The sequence below is a fragment of the Candidatus Pantoea edessiphila genome (assembly GCF_002933355.1).
Lineage (GTDB): Bacteria > Pseudomonadota > Gammaproteobacteria > Enterobacterales > Enterobacteriaceae > Pantoea_C > Pantoea_C edessiphila.
The window spans coordinates 138751-157033 of record NZ_PDKU01000001.1 but is presented as its reverse complement, the minus strand read 5'-3'; the positions used below and the strand labels follow the sequence as shown (position 1 = coordinate 157033).

The 18283-nt window shown below is 27.9% G+C and carries 13 protein-coding genes and 1 tRNA gene; 8 read left to right on the top strand and 6 right to left on the bottom strand.

What is annotated here, in order from left to right; genetic code table 11:
- Positions 1 to 13: 13 nt before the first annotated feature.
- Positions 14 to 958 (bottom strand): zinc ABC transporter substrate-binding protein ZnuA, encoded by a 945-nt coding sequence (znuA, locus tag CRV10_RS00790; RefSeq protein WP_136129923.1) that lies wholly within the window; start codon positions 956 to 958, stop codon positions 14 to 16.
- A gap of 70 nt (positions 959 to 1028) precedes the next feature.
- Between znuA and znuC the strand changes: the two genes are divergently transcribed.
- A complete protein-coding gene (gene znuC / locus CRV10_RS00785) occupies positions 1029 to 1784 on the top strand; it encodes a zinc ABC transporter ATP-binding protein ZnuC (RefSeq protein WP_136129922.1) in 756 nt (251 codons plus the stop codon).
- Positions 1777 to 2565, top strand: a complete 789-nt coding sequence (gene znuB, locus CRV10_RS00780; RefSeq protein WP_136129921.1) for a zinc ABC transporter permease subunit ZnuB — start codon at positions 1777 to 1779, stop codon at positions 2563 to 2565. The genes znuC and znuB overlap by 8 nt, the downstream gene beginning before the upstream one ends.
- 4 nt (positions 2566 to 2569) lie before the next feature.
- Here the strand turns inward: znuB and ruvB are convergent, their stop codons facing one another.
- The 4 genes from ruvB to aspS form a co-directional block, all read right to left on the bottom strand.
- Entirely contained in the window at positions 2570 to 3541 is a 972-nt protein-coding gene (gene ruvB, locus CRV10_RS00775; RefSeq protein ID WP_422386882.1) for a Holliday junction branch migration DNA helicase RuvB, read from the bottom strand.
- Between the two features lie 44 nt (positions 3542 to 3585).
- On the bottom strand, positions 3586 to 4203 hold the full coding sequence (gene ruvA, locus CRV10_RS00770) for a Holliday junction branch migration protein RuvA (RefSeq protein WP_136129919.1): 618 nt from the start codon (positions 4201 to 4203) through the stop codon (positions 3586 to 3588).
- A gap of 92 nt (positions 4204 to 4295) precedes the next feature.
- Positions 4296 to 4763: a crossover junction endodeoxyribonuclease RuvC gene (gene ruvC, locus CRV10_RS00765; protein WP_136129918.1), complete on the bottom strand. Its 468-nt coding sequence runs from the start codon at positions 4761 to 4763 to the stop codon at positions 4296 to 4298.
- 132 nt (positions 4764 to 4895) lie between these two features.
- Positions 4896 to 6665 carry an aspartate--tRNA ligase gene (gene aspS / locus CRV10_RS00760; RefSeq protein ID WP_136129917.1) on the bottom strand — a complete coding sequence of 590 codons (1770 nt, stop codon included), beginning with the start codon at positions 6663 to 6665 and terminating at the stop codon, positions 4896 to 4898.
- 245 nt (positions 6666 to 6910) lie between these two features.
- On the opposite strand from aspS, the gene cmoA reads away from it, so the two are divergent.
- The 5 genes from cmoA to CRV10_RS00735 all read left to right on the top strand — a co-directional run bounded on the left by cmoA (position 6911) and on the right by CRV10_RS00735 (position 12257).
- Positions 6911 to 7639: a carboxy-S-adenosyl-L-methionine synthase CmoA gene (gene cmoA / locus CRV10_RS00755; protein ID WP_136129916.1), complete on the top strand. Its 729-nt coding sequence runs from the start codon at positions 6911 to 6913 to the stop codon at positions 7637 to 7639.
- On the top strand, positions 7636 to 8604 hold the full coding sequence (gene cmoB / locus CRV10_RS00750) for a tRNA 5-methoxyuridine(34)/uridine 5-oxyacetic acid(34) synthase CmoB (protein ID WP_136129915.1): 969 nt from the start codon (positions 7636 to 7638) through the stop codon (positions 8602 to 8604). The genes cmoA and cmoB overlap by 4 nt, the downstream gene beginning before the upstream one ends.
- 327 nt (positions 8605 to 8931) lie before the next feature.
- Positions 8932 to 10077, top strand: coding sequence for a MalY/PatB family protein (locus tag CRV10_RS00745; protein ID WP_136129914.1), 1146 nt, complete (start codon positions 8932 to 8934; stop codon positions 10075 to 10077).
- Positions 10078 to 10318: 241 nt separating this feature from the next.
- On the top strand, positions 10319 to 12058 hold the full coding sequence (gene argS / locus CRV10_RS00740) for an arginine--tRNA ligase (protein ID WP_136129913.1): 1740 nt from the start codon (positions 10319 to 10321) through the stop codon (positions 12056 to 12058).
- Between the two features lie 113 nt (positions 12059 to 12171).
- Positions 12172 to 12257: transfer RNA gene (locus CRV10_RS00735), tRNA-Ser, on the top strand.
- Between the two features lie 76 nt (positions 12258 to 12333).
- On the opposite strand, the gene putP is transcribed toward CRV10_RS00735, so the two are convergent.
- The gene (gene putP / locus CRV10_RS00730; protein WP_136129912.1) at positions 12334 to 13818 is read right to left on the bottom strand and encodes a sodium/proline symporter PutP; all 1485 of its coding nucleotides are present in this window, start codon (positions 13816 to 13818) and stop codon (positions 12334 to 12336) included.
- A gap of 435 nt (positions 13819 to 14253) precedes the next feature.
- On the opposite strand from putP, the gene putA reads away from it, so the two are divergent.
- Positions 14254 to 18231, top strand: coding sequence for a trifunctional transcriptional regulator/proline dehydrogenase/L-glutamate gamma-semialdehyde dehydrogenase (putA, locus tag CRV10_RS00725; RefSeq protein WP_136129911.1), 3978 nt, complete (start codon positions 14254 to 14256; stop codon positions 18229 to 18231).
- The last annotated feature ends 52 nt before the right edge of the window (positions 18232 to 18283 follow it).

Below are 18283 nucleotides of genomic sequence, written 5' to 3'. Positions count from 1 at the left end.
TTAATTTTTATTCCTATTTTTTGTTTTTTAAACAAGATTGATATTGGTTAGATAACTGTAAAAGAAATGTTAAATAACTATCTTTTGATAATTTAATATTACTACCCAATGGATCCAAAACACCTTGATTTACTTTTGTACCTTTTATTAAAGAATCAATTACTGATACTTTAAATTGAGGTTCTGAAAAAATACAAACTACTTTATTTTCTTTTATTGTTTTTTTTATTTCATATAGATGTTTTAAACCAGGTTGAATTTCAGGATTTTTAGTAAAATAACCCATAGATGATAATCCATAATGCTTTTCAAAATATACATAAGCATCATGAAAAACAAAGTATCCTTTATTTCTGATTGGTGCAAGTTCAATCATAATTTTTTTATCTGTATTATTTAAAGATAATTCAAATTGTTTTAAATTTTCATTTAATTTATCTTTTTTTTGTGGCATCAGTTGTAGTAATTTTTTATGAATTGTAATTGCAATATTACGCGCTACATCAGGAGATGTCCAAAAATGTATATTATATGTTTTACTATTAAAAGACGAATCAACATTGTTTTTGCATACATGTTTCGAATTATCTTTACAATTATTACTATTAATTGGAATAAAAAATTTTTGTATTTCCTTAATATCTGTAAGGACTATGGTTTTATTTGACGAAATATTAAATACTGATTTAGCCATAAAAGGTTCTGCATCTGGTCCATTCCAAATTAAAAGATCTGTGTCTTGTAATTTCTTTTCATCTGATGGTCGTAATATATAACTATGTTCTGATGCACCATTAGGTACTAGAATATCAACTGGCATAATACCATCAGCTATAGCTGATGCAATAAATCCAATTGGTTTAATAGAAACCAATATATTTGCATGAGCATAAAAAACGATTAGGTAAGATAGAATCAAATGAATTAATATATTTGAAAAAAAATTTTTATAAATCATAATGAGTAATTTTATTTAATACATACAATGATATTATTGTACTATATTTAAAAACTTTAGTTAAATTAAAATGCCTATAATAGTAAAACTTGAAAACATATCAGTTGTATATGGTAATAGATCTGTATTATCAAATATTAATATTACATTAAAAACAGATCATATCTTAACATTAATCGGTCCTAATGGTGCAGGTAAATCAACCTTAGTACATGTAGTACTAGGTTTATTAATTCCATCCTCAGGTAATATTAATAGGATTGCGGGATTAAAAATGGGATATGTGCCACAAAAATTATACATTGATCCAACATTACCAATTACGGTCAAAAGATTTATGCAATTATCTCAAGGTAGTAATAATGATAAAATTTTATTATCCCTTAAGCGAGTTCACGCTAGTCACCTATTAAATTGTCCGCTACATAAGTTATCTGGAGGAGAAACTCAGAGAGTTTTAATTGCTAGATCTATACTTAATCAACCACAATTATTAGTATTAGATGAACCTACTCAAGGGATGGATGTACAGGGTCAAATCGCAGTATATGATTTAATTGACCAACTAAGGTATGAATTTAATTGTGGAATTTTAATGGTCTCTCATGATTTACATTTAGTCATGGCAAAAACTGATGAAGTCGTATGTCTGAACCAACATATTTGTTGTGCTGGTACTTCAAGATCAGTTTCACAACATCCCGAATTTATATCTATGTTTGGTTTACAAGAAATGCAACAGTTAGCCATTTATCGCCATCACCATGATGACTGTGGTAATATTCATAAAAATAATTATATTAAAAAAAAGGATGATTATGATTGATATCTTATTACCAGCCTGGTTAGGTGGTATTATGTTAGTATTAGCAGCTGCTCCTTTGGGCTGTTGTATTATTTGGCATAGACTATCTTGTTTTGGTGATACTTTAGCACATTCTTCACTTCTCGGAATTGCATTTGGTTTATTATTAAATGTCAATCCGCATTATACTTTAATGTTTCTTACAGTATTTATAACTTTAATTTTAATGACGATTGAAAATCGTCCTCAATTAACTATGGATACTTTTTTAAATATTATAGCCAATACTGCACTTTCTCTTGGTTTCATTGTTGTTAGTTTAATGTCAAATATGAGAATAGATTTAATAGTTTATTTATTCGGAGATTTATTATCGATTACGTTTTACGATCTATGGATAATAATAATTACCATGACTTTAGTGCTAATAATATTAATTTGGAAATGGCGTCATTTGCTATTAATAACTATTAATAGGGAAATGGCAAAAGTTGATGGTATAAACGTTAGATATACTCGTTTAATTTTGATGTTTCTAACAGCTATATTAATTAGTATAGCAACAAAATTTGTAGGAGCATTAATTATTACTTCATTACTTATTATACCAGCTGCTACATCAAGAAATTTTGCAAAATCTCCTGAACAAATGGCTATTTTAGCAATTATCATAGGAATTATTTCAGTGACTATGGGTTTAGCTATATCAGCTTTTTATGATACTCCAGCTGCTCCTTCTGTTGTATTATGTTCAACTATGCTTTTTATATTTAGTATATTATATAGTAGGAATAAAAATTAGTATTTTATTTACCATACTGCAATTCAAAGTGACTATAAGCTTGTTGAGTGGCTATACGACCTCTTGGAGTTCTTTTAATAAAACCTTTATAAATCAAAAATGGCTCAATTACATCTTCAATCATTGCACGTTCTTCGCCGATCGCTGATGCAAGATTATCTAATCCTACTGGTCCTCCACGAAAGGTATTTATAATAACTAAAAGGAATTTGCGATCCATATAATCGCAACCTTCCTTATCAACATTTAACATTTCAAGAGCACTTGTTGAAACCGAACCACTCAAATTACCATCAGCATAAACATCGGCAAAATCTCTTACTCTACGTAGTAAACGATTTGCAATACGTGGAGTTCCTCGTGCACGACATGCTATTTCCATAGCACCATCTTCACTGATATTTAGACCTAAGCAATTAGCACTTCTAATTATGATGTTTTTTAGATCTTGAACATGATAAAATTCTAAACGTTGAATAATACCAAAACGATCATGTAATGGAGATGTTAGAGATCCTACACGAGTAGTTGCTCCAATAAGAGTAAATGGTTGTAATTCAAGTTTAATAGAACGAGCTGCTGGTCCTTCACCTATTATAATATCTAATCTGTAATCTTCCATGGCAGGATAAAGCATTTCTTCAAGAACTGGAGATAAGCGATGAATTTCATCAATAAAAAGAACACTATTAGGCTCAAGGTTAGTCAATATAGCAGCTAAATCTCCAGTTTTTTCTAAAGCTGGTCCTGAAGTAATTGACAAATTAGCATTCATTTCATTTGCAATAACATTTGCTAATGTTGTTTTTCCTAAACCTGGTGGACCAAAAATCAACAAATGATCCAATGCATGACCACGCAATTTAGCTGCTTTTATGAAAATTTCCATTTGATTACGTACTTGTTGTTGACCAAAATATTCTCTAAGATACTTAGGCCGAATATTTTTTTCGATATTTTCTTCTGTTGTTTTCATAATAGAATCAGTAGTTGAATTATTATATTCTATCATAAACTACCTCAAACAATATTACGTAATGCTGTTTTAATTAACATTTCACAACTATTTTCTTTGGATTTATTCAGTTTAATAATCATATTTTTAGCTTCTTGCGATTTATATCCTAAAGCTATTAAAGCTGCAATAGCTTCGGCTTCAACATTAGTAATACTTGAAAATATAGTTGAATTAACAGTATTAGATACTAAATCACCTTTAGTTAGATTATTATATATATTTTTAAATACATCTTTCAGTTCAATAATTAAATGTTTAGCAGTTTTTTTACCAATACCAGGTAATTTCATTAATGTATTTACTTCTTCATTTTCTATTAATTTAATAAATTGATCGGCTGAAATACTAGAAAGTATAGATAAACCTAATTTAGGTCCCACTCCATTTACTTTGATTAATTCTCGAAACAATACACGTTCATCTTTACTAGTAAATCCAAATAATAACTGAATATCTTTCCTTATTACAAAATGGGTAAAAATAGTTACTTGATTATTAAGTTCGGGTAGTTTATAAAAGCAAGTCATTGGCATATTTATCTCATAACCTACACCATAAACTTCAAGCAAAACAATAGGGGGTTGTTTTTCTAAAATACTACCATTTAATTGACCTATCACAAAAATTATTCCCTTAGTTGCTAGACATATTTATGTTAAGTTAGAAATTATTTTATTATAAAAAAACAATTTTTTAAATAACAATTATTTTATTATTGAGTACTATGATGATGAGTAATGGCAACCGCTAATGCATCAGAAGCATCAACTTGTGGATTTATAGAAAGTTTTAATAACATTCGAACCATATACTGTACCTGAGTTTTTTCTGCGTTTCCAATCCCAACTACAGTTTTTTTAACCTGACTAGCAGTATATTCAAAAAGTGGTAGGTCGTAATTTATAGCGGCAACTATTGCTGCACTTCTTGCATGTCCTAATTTTAATACAGAATGGACATTTTTAGACATAAATATTTGCTCAACAGCAAAACAATTTGGTGAAAATTTTTTTATAATTTTACTAATACCAGTATAAATTAATTTTAAGCAACTAGCTAGTTCACTCGTATTTGTAATAATGCAACCGCTATCTATATAAGATATTTCACGATTACATTGATAAATAACACCATATCCAGTACAACGGGATCCTGGATCGACACCTAAAATAATAGACATTATAAATCTCTAATTTAAACTTAATAAATTGATATTTAACAATTAAAATTTTAATTAATTCTTATAAAGAATTAAATATAATATTATATATTAATTAGTTTGTTATTTATATGAATAATTATCATAATTCTACTAACGATTATTGTTTATTAATTGAATTCCTAATTCTATCAAAGAATTCAATTCTACTTCATTAGGAGCATCTGTCATTAAACAATTAGCAGAAGTAGTTTTTGGAAATGCAATAACATCACGTATATTATCTGTATTTGTTAGTAACATTATTAAACGATCTAAACCTAGTGCAATACCTGCATGAGGTGGAGTTCCAAATTTTAAGGCTTCCAATAAAAATCCAAATTTAATTTGTTGTTGTTTTTCTGAAATTTTAAGGATATTAAAAATAGTTTTCTGCATTTTAATATTGTCAATTCTTACTGAACCACTACCAACTTCGTAACCGTTAATAACTAAATCATATGAATCAGCTAATGCAGAAGTTGGGTTTATAAATAATTCTTCTGAATTAGTAATTTTTGGAGAAGTAAATGGATGATGTGTTGAATATAAACATCCATTAATATCTTTAGTAAACATTGGAAAATCGGTCACCCAAACAGGAGCATAGGTATCGCTATTAAACATTTTTAGATCTTTACCTAACTTAATTCGCAATGCACCAAGTGAATGTATCGTTTTTTCATTAAAATCAGAAACAATTGCTATTAAATCGTTATCTCGAGCATTAGTACTCTTCAAAAGATTTTCAATTGTTTCCCGATCATAAATTTTTGTTATTGAGCTTTGAATACCTTCACAACCTTTCTTAATATCGTTAACTTTGATATAAATTAATCCTTGTACTCCATATGATTTAATAAAATTACTGTAATTATCCATTTGTTTTCTAGTAAATTTTATACCATTAGGTATACACAATGCAGCAGTGCGACTTTTTACTGCGTTGTTTGAATTCTTGAATGATGTAAAATAGTCTTTTTTAAAGATATCAGTAATATCTATTATTTTCATTGGATTACGCAAATCTGGTTTATCTGAACCGTAAATTTGCATTGCTTTTGCAAAAGTTATTTCTGGAATTTTACCTATGTCAATGCCTTTTGTATGTAACCAAAGATTTCTAATTAAACGTTCAATAATTTCACGTATTTGATAGGATTTAATAAAAGATGCTTCTATATCAATTTGAGTAAACTCTTGTTGTCGATCAGATCTTAAATCTTCATCTCGAAAGCATTTAACAATTTGATAATATTTATCAAATCCAGCAACCATAAGAAGTTGTTTGAATAATTGAGGAGATTGAGGTAAAGAATAAAATTTACCTTTATGTATGCGGCTAGGCACTAAATAATCTCTTGCACCTTCTGGTGTTGTTTTACTCAAAAATGGAGTTTCAATATCAAGAAAACCTTCATTATACATGAAATTATGAATGAAGTTAGTAACTTGAGAACGAAAAATTATTTTTTTACTTAAATCTGGACGACGTAAATCTAGATACCTATACTTAAGACAAATCTCCTCTTTATTACTTTGATAAAAATCAAGTGGTAATGGGTCAGATTTGTTAATAATATTTAAAAAATTAGCTAAAATTTCTATTTTCCCTGTTACCATTTTAGAATTTATGTTTTTAATATCACGTGAACGTACAATACCGATAATTTGTACACAAAATTCATTTCTTAATGTAGATGCTAATTTAAAAGTTTCTTGATATAAATCATAATCAAAAATTACTTGTATAATACCTTCACGATCTCTTATCTCTACAAAAATAATTTTTCCAAAATTACGAAAACCATTAATCCAACCGCATATTTTTACTTGTTGACCTAAATCAGCTAAAGTTATTTGGCCACAGTATTTTGTACGCATCACGAATATTGATCCTCAATTAAATTTATTACTAAATAACATATATTCTACTACTAAATGATATATTAAATAAATTATAATATTACAATCAACAATGTTTTTATACTAAATTTTCGTATTTTATAATATAAGAATCACAATTATATTGATATTAAACTTATTACACAATAATTATATACTAATTGAGTAATTCTAAGATTTTTATTAAAATAGTATCATTAATATGTTTTTACGGTCATATATATATGAATAATAGAGATACGTTATATTCAACACCAGTTGAAACAATAGGTGACTGGGTATTCAATGATGAGATAGTAAAAGTATTTCCTGATATGATAAAACGTTCAATACCTGGATATTCTAATATAATTTCTATGATTGGAATATTAGCAAGAAGTTTTGTAAAACCTAATAGTAATATCTATGATTTAGGATGCTCTTTAGGAGCAGCAGCTTTATCTGTTTGTCGTAATGTTAGTGCGCCCAACTGCACTATTGTTGCTGTTGACAATTCTCCAGATATGATACGTCAACTACGTCAATATATTAACAATATAAAAACAAAACTAAACATAGTAATTCTAGAAAATGATATTTTAGATATTGAAATCAAGAATGCTTCTATGGTAATACTTAATTTCACTTTACAGTTTCTTAAACCTTTAAGTCGTCTTAAATTAATACAGAATATTTGGGAAGGATTAAATCCTTGTGGCATTTTAATTTTATCGGAAAAATTCAGTTTTGAAGACAGTAAAATTAACAAATTAATGTCAAATATGCACTATCATTTTAAGTTAGCTAATGATTACAGTAAATTAGAAATTATACAAAAAAATCAAATGTTAAAAAATGTTATGTTAACTGATAGCATCAGCACTCATAAAACTAGATTACAAAAAGTTGGTTTTGTACATATAGAAATTTGGTTCCAGTGTTTTAATTTTGGTTCAATAATAGCACTTAAATGATAGAATTTATAGATGTTTACAAACAATTTGAACAAATCCCCAGTTTATCAAGTTGGTTCAAATTATTACCATTACAAATCAATTCCTGGAAAGAAAATCAATTGCATGGACATTTTTATGAATGGTTTAAATCATTAGAGCATCTTCCTTTACTAAAACCACAGTATTTGAATATAACATCTAATATCGAGGCAAGCGATGGTAATATAAATAATATTCAAAGTCAAGGAATAAAAAAATTGTTATATAATCTTATGCCCTGGCGCAAAGGCCCTTATTCATTATATGGAATCAAGATTAACAGTGAATGGCGTTCAGATTGGAAATGGAATAGGATTATACCACATATTTCTTCATTAAAGAATAAAATAATTTTAGATGTTGGTTGTGGTAATGGTTATTATATGTGGAGAATGATTGGAAATGGTGCTTATTTAGTTATTGGAATAGATCCTAACCAATTATTTTTATTTCAATTTGAAGCTATACGTAAATTACTAAATAATGATCGTAGACTTCATGTATTACCTTTTAAAATCGAGCAGTTACCTTCACTTCAATCATTTGATATGGTATTTTCTATGGGTGTTCTTTATCATCAACGCTGTCCTTTAACACATATTTTACAGTTAAAAAATCAACTGAAAAGTGGTGGTGAACTGGTTCTAGAAACAATCATCGTTAGAGATAATAACAATTTATTAATACCCAAAGAAAGATATGCAAAAATGCGTAATGTATTTTTTATTCCATCAGCTAATTTATTAGAAAAATGGTTAAAAAAAAATAATTTTATAGATATACGTATTGTCGATTATTCAGTTACAACCTATAAAGAACAACGCAGTACTAAATGGATGAATAGTCAATCATTATCTAATTTTTTAGATCGATATAATGTAAATAAAACAGTTGAAGGATATCCTGCGCCAGTCCGTGCAATATTAATAGCGAAAAAACCATAATATGATAAAAACGTTATTTTATACATAATTTTAAGATAAATTATTTTAATTTCATTAACATTTAGGGATATTTTTTCAATTACTTTTCGCATCTAATTGTTTATCATGTTTAGTACATTATTAAAATATAGAACAATACATTATCCATATTAAATATATTTTTTTAAAATTATCAAATTATTATTAATTAAAATTATCTATCTAAAACAATATTATACTTGTTATATATATTATAATATGAATATGAAATATATTTGTTTTTACATAAAAACTTTTAATGATTTCTAATAACTAAAGAGGATAAATATTTTTCAATAGGACATAAAAATGATATTTAGTTTTGATCAACAAATAGAAAGACGTTATGGTGATAGTATTAAATGGAATAAATATAAAAATAAGGATATAATACCTTTATGGGTAGCTGATACTGATTTTAAATCGCCTCAATGTATTATAGATGCAATTAATGCTAGAGTATCGCATGGTATTTTTGGTTATGGTGATACGCCTAGTTTGTTAGTTGATATATTTATTAACTATTTATATAAAAAATTCAATTGGAAACTAAAACCAGAATGGATAGTAGTCTTACCAGGTGTAGTTAGTGGATTAAATTTATCTGTACGTGCTTTTACAAATATCAACGAAAGGGTTATTACACCTATCCCAATTTATCCACCTTTTCGTAATGCTGCAAAATTAGCTAATCGAGGTCAATTAAATATACCTCTGATATTAAAAAATAATCGTTGGGTATTAAATCTTGAAATTGCTAGGGATAAAATAAGCAATAAAGAAAGATTGCTAATGTTATGCAATCCACAAAATCCTGGAGGAACAGTTTATAAATTGCAAGAATTAAAAGAACAATTATCTTTTGCACAGCAAAATAACTTAATTGTTTGTTCAGATGAAATCCATTGCGATTTAATATTAGAACCGAATACAGAACACGTACCTTTTGGTTCCTTAAATGAGGATGCTGCTCAGCGTAGCATTACATTCATGTCTCCATCAAAATCTTTCAATATTGCTGGTTTAGGTGCTTCTATAGCAATTATTCCTAATAAGATTTTAAGAAAAAAATTCATGCGTATCCGTCAAGGTATAGTTCCAGAAGTAAATCTTATTGCTCGTGTAGCTGCTGAAGCTGCATGGCTTAAAGGAAATAAATGGTTACATTCGTTGATTAACTACCTCCGAATTAATCGAGACTTATTGTCATATCAAGTAAATTCATTTACATCATTATCAATGGTATCGCCAGAAGCTACATATCTAGGATGGATAGATATTAGTAATCTTAATATTAATAACCCTAAGCTTTATTTTGAAAAATATGGGTTGGGTTTTTCTTCAGGCATGGATTTTGGTGATAATAATTTTATACGCTTTAATTTTGGTTGTACTCGTCATACTTTAGAAGAAGCCTTAAAAAGGCTTAAAGTTGCATTAAAAAAATATAATTAATTTTAATAAGACTAAAAATTTTAATAAATTTATTGGTTCAAATATGAATGTATCTTTGAAAATTAATAATTTAAGTTATAGTTAATAATATAAACTTGTAATTTATTTTTATTCAATTACCAAGAAGAGATAAAGTAAATTTATTAATACTATAATTTATTTGTTTATAATTTTAAAATTATTATTTAAAATTAAAGAAATAAAAATATCAGTTTAAAAAAGAAAAAATAAGGTTAAGTATTTGAATATTAAACTTTTAATTTCTAAAAGAATTATCACAGCAATGATTTTATCTGGTATCAAAGAAATAGATTGTAAACCACAAGTACGTCAAACTACAAAATCTAAATTTGGCCACTACCAGGCAAATGGTATTATTTGTTTAGCAAAAAAGCTAGGTAAATCTTCGATAGATTTAGCTGAGAAAATTATTTATCACCTTGATTTAAAAGGTATAGCTAGTAAAGTTGAAGTTGCTGGAATAGGTTTTATCAATATATTTCTTGATATTCAATGGATGCAAAAACAAGCGAAAAATATGTTAATATTACCAAAGTTAGGTATAACAAAAATCAAACCACAAACAATCGTTTTAGATTATTCTTCACCAAATATAGCTAAAGAAATGCACGTTGGTCATTTGCGCTCTACTCTTATAGGTGATGCTATGGCGCATACTCTTGAGTTCCTTGGTCATAAAGTTATTCGCGCTAATCATATTGGTGATTGGGGTACGCAATTTGGTATGTTGATTGCTTTTCTTAAAAGAAAATACAATGAAAATTGTGCAACAATAGAAATTTTATTAAAGGATCTTGAAGAATGCTATCGTAAAGCAAAATATAATTATGAAACAGATCCAGTATTTGCCGATTTAGCTAGAAGTTACATATTAAAATTACAACAAGGTGATAAAAATTGTCTTGCTTTATGGAAAAAAATTGTTGATGTCAGTTTAAGACAATATCAAAAAATATATGATCGTTTAAATGTGACATTAACATATAAAGATATTATGGGAGAAAGTACGTATAACCATATGTTACCTGAAATTGTCGATGATTTAAAAGCGAAAGGTTTAGCTATACAAAGTCAAGGAGCTATTGTTGTTATTCTGGATGAATTGAAAAATAAAGAAGGACAACCAATGGGAGTTATTATTCAGAAAAAAGATGGTGGATATTTATACTCTACAATTGATATTGCTTGTGCTAAATATAGATATGAAACATTGAAAGCAGATCGTATTATATATTATACGGATTCTCGTCAACAACAACATTTACTACAGGTTTGGAATATCGTAAGAAAAGCTGGTTATGTTCCTGATTCTGTAGTTTTTGAACATCATATTTTTGGTATGATTTTGGATAAAAATAATAATCCATTCAAAACTAGATCTGGTGACACAATTAAATTGTCTAAATTATTGGATGAAGCTTTTAGAAGAGCATATATACTGGTAAAAAGTAAAAATCCAAATATAGATAGCAATGAAATAAATTATCTAGCAGAATCAATTGGAATTAGTGCTGTAAAATATTCAGAATTATCTAAAAACAGAACCACTGATTATGTTTTTAATTGGGATCAAATGTTAACCTTTGAAGGTAATACAGCTCCTTATATGCAATATGCTTATACACGTTTAATGTCCATATTTAATAAATCAGAAATTAATATTAACATTTTAGATGCAGATATAATAATTACTAACAATCAAGAGGAAACATTAGTAATGTATTTATTACAATTTGAAGAAATACTTGCTCAAGTAGCAGATAATGGCACTCCTCATATCATGTGTAATTATTTATATCAATTAACTAGCAAATTTTCTAATTTTTATGAAAAGTGCCCTATTTTAGTCTTTAAAGATCAATCAATCAGATCTAGTCGTTTACAACTATCTGTTTTAACATCTAAAGTATTGAGACAAGGTCTCAATATTTTAGGTATTACAGTCTTAAACATTATGTAGTAATTTTAGAAATAGTTTTTTATGAATTCATAAAAAACAAATTATAAATGTCTTTCTTATAATATTAGTAATGAAATACTATACTATACAGTATATTTATATTCATTTTATGAGGTGAGATGTCCGAGTGGTTAAAGGAGCACGTCTGGAAAATGTGTATACGAAAAACGTATCGAGGGTTCGAATCCCTCTCTCACCGTCAATCATATATAAAAAATGTAAAATAATATACAATATATCTGATTAAAGTTAAAGATTAGTTAATTAACTAAAATTCATTTCCTGTGAAGTTTAGAAGTTGCTAAATCAAAACGTTCAATAATTTTATTAGATGGTTTTTCCCCGATTAAACTAACTATTACAATAGCTACACTAGCAAATACAAAACCTGGAATAATTTCATATAAATCATTCCAACCATATTTTTTCCATAATAGTACTGTGAGTACACCTACTAGCATACCTGCTAACGCACCATTACGGTTCATACGTTTCCAGCATACACTAAAAAGTACTACCGGACCAAATGATGCACCAAAACCTGCCCAAGCATAACTTACTAAACTCAGTACTAGATTGTTTGGATTAATTGCTAAAGCAATAGCAATAACTGATATTAATAAAACCATACAACGTCCTATCCATACTAATTGTTTTTGAGTTGCATTTTTGTTAAGAAAATTCTTATATAGGTCTTCAGTTAAAGCACTTGAACATACTAATAACTGACAACTTAAAGTAGACATTATAGCTGCAAGAATTGCAGAAAGTAAAATTCCAGAAATCCATGGATTAAATAATAAAAGAGCTAATTCAATAAAGATACGTTCACTATTTTCAATAACTACACTAGATTGTTCTGGATTATTTTCAAAATATGCAATACCGAAAAAACCAACTGATATTGCACCTATTAAACATAATATCATCCATGTCATACTTATTTTACTTGCTGTAGAAATTGAATTGTGAGATTTAGCAGCCATAAAACGTGCTAAAATATGAGGTTGGCCAAAATAACCTAAACCCCATCCTAGTAGAGAAATTATCTTGATAGAACTTAAACCTTTAATTATATCAATATTTGATAAATTTTTAGCTTCAATTACTGATATTGAGTTACCCAATCCACCTGATGCAATAATCACCATAATAGGAGTTAATATTAATGCAAAAATCATCAAACTGGCTTGTACAGTATCAGTCCAACTAACGGCTAAAAACCCACCAATTAAAGTATAAGTGATTGTAGTAATGGCACCTATTATTAAAGCAGATGAATAACTAATATTAAATGTACTTTCAAACAATCTAGCACCTGCTACTATACCTGAAGAACAATAAACTGTAAAAAAGATTAAAATAATTATAACAGATACAATCAGTAAAACTTTACTATTATCTTCAAAACGATTAGTGAAAAAATCGGGTAAAGTCAATGCATTATTATGATATTCAGTTTGAACACGTAATCTACCAGCAACAATTTTCCAATTTAGCCATGCGCCAATTGTTAAACCAACAGCAATCCAGATTTCGGAAATACCAGATAGATAAATAGCTCCAGGCAAACCCATTAATAACCAACCACTCATATCCGATGCACCAGTTGAAAGAGCAGTTACTACGCTTCCAAGACTACGTCCACCTAGAATATAATCATCAAAACTTTTAGTAGAACGATAAGCAATAAAGCCTATCATTAACATTCCAACAATATATACTATAAAAGTCACTACCATTGGTACATTTAAAATCATACGTTCTCCAATCTATTGAAATAATTTATTTATTATTAATAAATTATTTTTAATTCACAATTTTTCAGGATAGATAATCATACTAGTCATTTTTTTGTTAAGAGATTCACCCAACCAATTAAAGTATAAATCTACACGGAAAAGCGTGTCATAATATGGTATATTAAACATATATATTATTAAAAATATATACATTTGATGAAATTTGCTTTCTGATATTATAGATAAAAAACCGAGCACACTTATGTTTGTTAAGATCTTTATATTTTTAGTTAAAGTTATTTTAATGACCTTTTATTGTAAATAATAGTAAAAAACATGATACATAACAACATAAAATTTTTCTATAAAGTAAAGAGAGATAAACAAAAAATTAAATATTGTTTATAAATAACAGATTATTAAAAATAAATAATTTTAAGGAGCACTGGAATCATGGGTATAATTACCATGGGTATAGGTTTAGATAATTCTACTCATAAGCGTATCAAAATAGCCGCTCAAAGTATTAATCAAACACCTAATTGGCTAATCAAACAAGCTATTTTCAGTTACTTAATTCAAATTGAAGGAGGAAAGACTTTACCAGAAATTTCTTTATATCATTTTTCTTTAAATAACAGTGAACGAATAACTTCAGACCGAATATATCAACCATTTTTAGAATTATTAAATGAAATTGTACCACAATCAACCACTAGATCCATTGTGACAAAAAATTGGTGTACTTCTGAAATGGAATTGATACCTGTTTTACTAGAACAATGTATTATTGATGATACTTTGAATAAAAAAATTCATGCTTTAGCTTTAAGACTGTCTAGTAAATTGAGACAAGAAAGTATAAATACTAATAAAACTTCTGGAATAGTGCAAAATTTATTGAAAAATTTTCCATTATCATCTGAAGAAGGTATTTCTTTAATGTGCTTGGCTGAAGCATTATTACGAATTCCAGATAATCAAATGCGTGATATATTGATTTATGATAAAATAAAGAGTGGTCAATGGGATTTACATTTAAATAATAATAATACTTTAATTGTTAATCTAATGACTCGAGGGCTAATCTTTATCAAAAAACTAATGTTAGTTAATGATAATCAACATGTGTCAAATTCATTTTATAAAAAATTGAGAAGTAAAATTTTTACACATAGTAGTCCTTTAATACGTAAAGCTGTAAATATCACAATACGTCTTTTAGGAAAACAATTTGTAATCGGAGAGAATATTGATAAGGCGTTAAGTAATTCTCTTAAATTAGAAAAAAGTGGATTTAGTTTTTCATATGATATGTTAGGTGAAGCAGCTTTAACTGATAGTGATGCTAAAAAATATTTAAGATCTTATACAGAAGCTATTCATGCTATAGGAAAAGCTTCTAAAGATTTTGGAATTTATGAAGGACCAGGAATTTCAATAAAATTATCAGCTCTTCATCCTCGTTATACCAGGACACAATACTCACGCATTATAGAAGAACTTTACTCCAATTTAAAGTCATTAGCATTGCTAGCTCATTCTTATAATATAGGAATTAATATAGATGCAGAAGAATCTGAGCGCCTTGAATTATCATTAGATTTATTAGAAAAACTATGTTTTGAACCAGCTTTGAAAAATTGGAATGGTATAGGATTTGTCATTCAGTCTTATATGAAAAGATGTATATTTGTAATAGATGAATTAATTGATCTAGCACAGCGTAGTAATCATCGCATTATGATTCGTTTAGTAAAAGGTGCTTATTGGGATACAGAAATTAAGCGTGCACAAATAGATGGACTTGAGAATTACCCAGTATATACAAGAAAAGTATATACTGATGTTTCATATATAGCTTGTGCTCGTAAACTATTATCTTTTCCTAATTTAATTTATCCACAATTCGCAACACATAATGCTCATACTTTATCAACTATTTATCAATTAGCAGGAAATGATTATTATATAGGACAATATGAATTTCAGTGTTTATATGGTATGGGAGAAACTCTGTATAAAGAAATAGTTGCTAAAAAAATAGAGGGAAATAATAAATTTAATCGTCCTTGTCGTATATATGCGCCAGTTGGTACACATGAAAAATTATTAGCGTATTTAGTACGTCGTTTATTAGAAAATGGAGCTAACACTTCTTTTGTTAACAAAATAATTGATCAATCTATACCAATTAATGAATTAATCGAAAATCCAGTAAAGACAATAAAAAACATTGGTCTTATTGAAGGAACTATCGGTAAATCTCATCCAAAAATTCCTCTACCACGTTGTTTATATGGAGATAAAAGAATAAATTCAAAAGGTATCAATATAAATAACGAGCAATCCTTAACTACAATAGCTAACGATTTGATAAAAAATACCGAAATATTTTATTTAGCTAAACCAATAATTAAAAATAAATTAATTAATATTAAAACCAGCCGACTAGCAGTTAACCCAGCTATTTCAAATGATATTCTCGGTAGAGTACTTGAAACTGATGTGAAACAAATAAATCAAGCAATAGAAGATTCTTTAAGTACAGGATCAATTTGGTCTAAAGTCTTACCAAAACAAAGAGCTGTAATTTTAGAACGTGCTGCTAAGATTATGGAAAATAGAATGAGTGAACTTATATGTATTTTAATACGTGAAGCAGGTAAGACTTGCATTAACGCTATATCTGAAGTTAGAGAATCTATTGATTTTATATATTATTATTCCAATATAATCAAAAAAAATTTTAATAACGACACGCACGTACCTTTAGGATCAGTAGTTTGTATCAGTCCATGGAATTTTCCGTTGGCTATTTTCATAGGCCAAATTGTTGCTGCATTAGCAACAGGGAATACTGTTATAGCTAAACCAGCAGAACAAACTCCAATAATTGCTGTAAAAGCAGTTGAGATTTTATTAATGGCAGGTATACCTGTTGGAGCCTTACAATTGTTCACTGGTTCAGGAGAAACTGTCGGTAAAACATTAATAAATGATAGTAGAATTCAAGGTGTTTTATTTACTGGTTCAACAAAAGTAGCGAAAATAATACAAAAAAATATAGCTGGTCGTTTAGATAAAAAAGGAAATCCTATACCTTTAATAGCTGAAACTGGTGGAATCAATGCAATGATTGTTGATTCTTCTGCTCTTACTGAACAAGTAGTTATAGATGTTATAACATCAGCTTTTGATAGCGCTGGTCAAAGGTGTTCATCATTACGTTTACTATGTATACAAGAAGAAGTAGCTGATCGTACGATAAAGATGTTACTTGGTGCGATAGCAGAATATAAAGTTGGTAGCCCCGACAGTTTATCTACTGATATTGGTCCTATAATTGATGCACATGCTACAAAAAAAATAAATAACCATATTAATTTCATGTATAGCAAGGGATTTAAAATTCATCAATCATCATTAGAAAATAAATATAATGAACATAGCAAATTATTAAGTGATAATTTTGTAAAACCTACTCTTATTGAAATAAATGATATTATCGATTTACAAGAAGAAATATTTGGTCCAGTACTACATATAGTTAGATTTAAAAGAGATAATTTGTTAAATATAATCAAACAAATAAACATGTTGAATTATGGACTAACATTGGGCTTACATACTAGAGTAAATACAACCATACATCAATTAATATCCGAAGCGAAAGTTGGCAATGTTTATATTAATCGAAATATGATTGGTGCAGTAGTTGGAGTACAACCTTTCGGTGGTGAAGCTTTATCCGGAACAGGTCCTAAGGCAGGTGGTCCACTATATCTTTATCGTTTATTATCAAGTTATCCTAATCATTCAATCAATGCAACTATATATCAACAAGGTCTGAGTTTTATAGAGATCAATGACAGATTACGAAAAGAGCTTCTATTACCATATTATGCATTCAGTAAATGGGCTAAAAATAAAACATTAATTGGATCTTTGTGCTTACATTATTATAATTGTTCCAAATCTGGATTTATGATTGATTTGCCTAGTTCCACAGGAGAAAGAAATACTGTTTCATTATATCCTAGAGAAAAAATTTTTTGCGTAGCTTATAACGAACAGGATATATTAATTCAGCTAACTGCTCTTATTAGTATAGGTGGCAAGGCGCTTTGGCAAGATGATCAATTACATCGCAATATATTTAATGATTTACCTGAAGAAGTTAAAAACCGTATTTCATTAATGACTAATCCTTTTACATCAGATTTTGATGCTGTAATTTTTCATGGTAGTAAAGATCGATTAAGTTATCTTTGTAAGCAAATTGCAGATCAAGTAGATAAGATAGTGCCTATACAAGGTTTTGCTTCAACTGAAACTAATATATTTCTTGAACGTTTATTAGTTGAACGTTCTGTAAGCATTAATACTACTGCTGCTGGAGGGAATACAAATCTTATAACTATTAATTAAACAAAAGCCATGGGTAAGATTTATTCCATGGCATTTTAATTATCTTAAATAA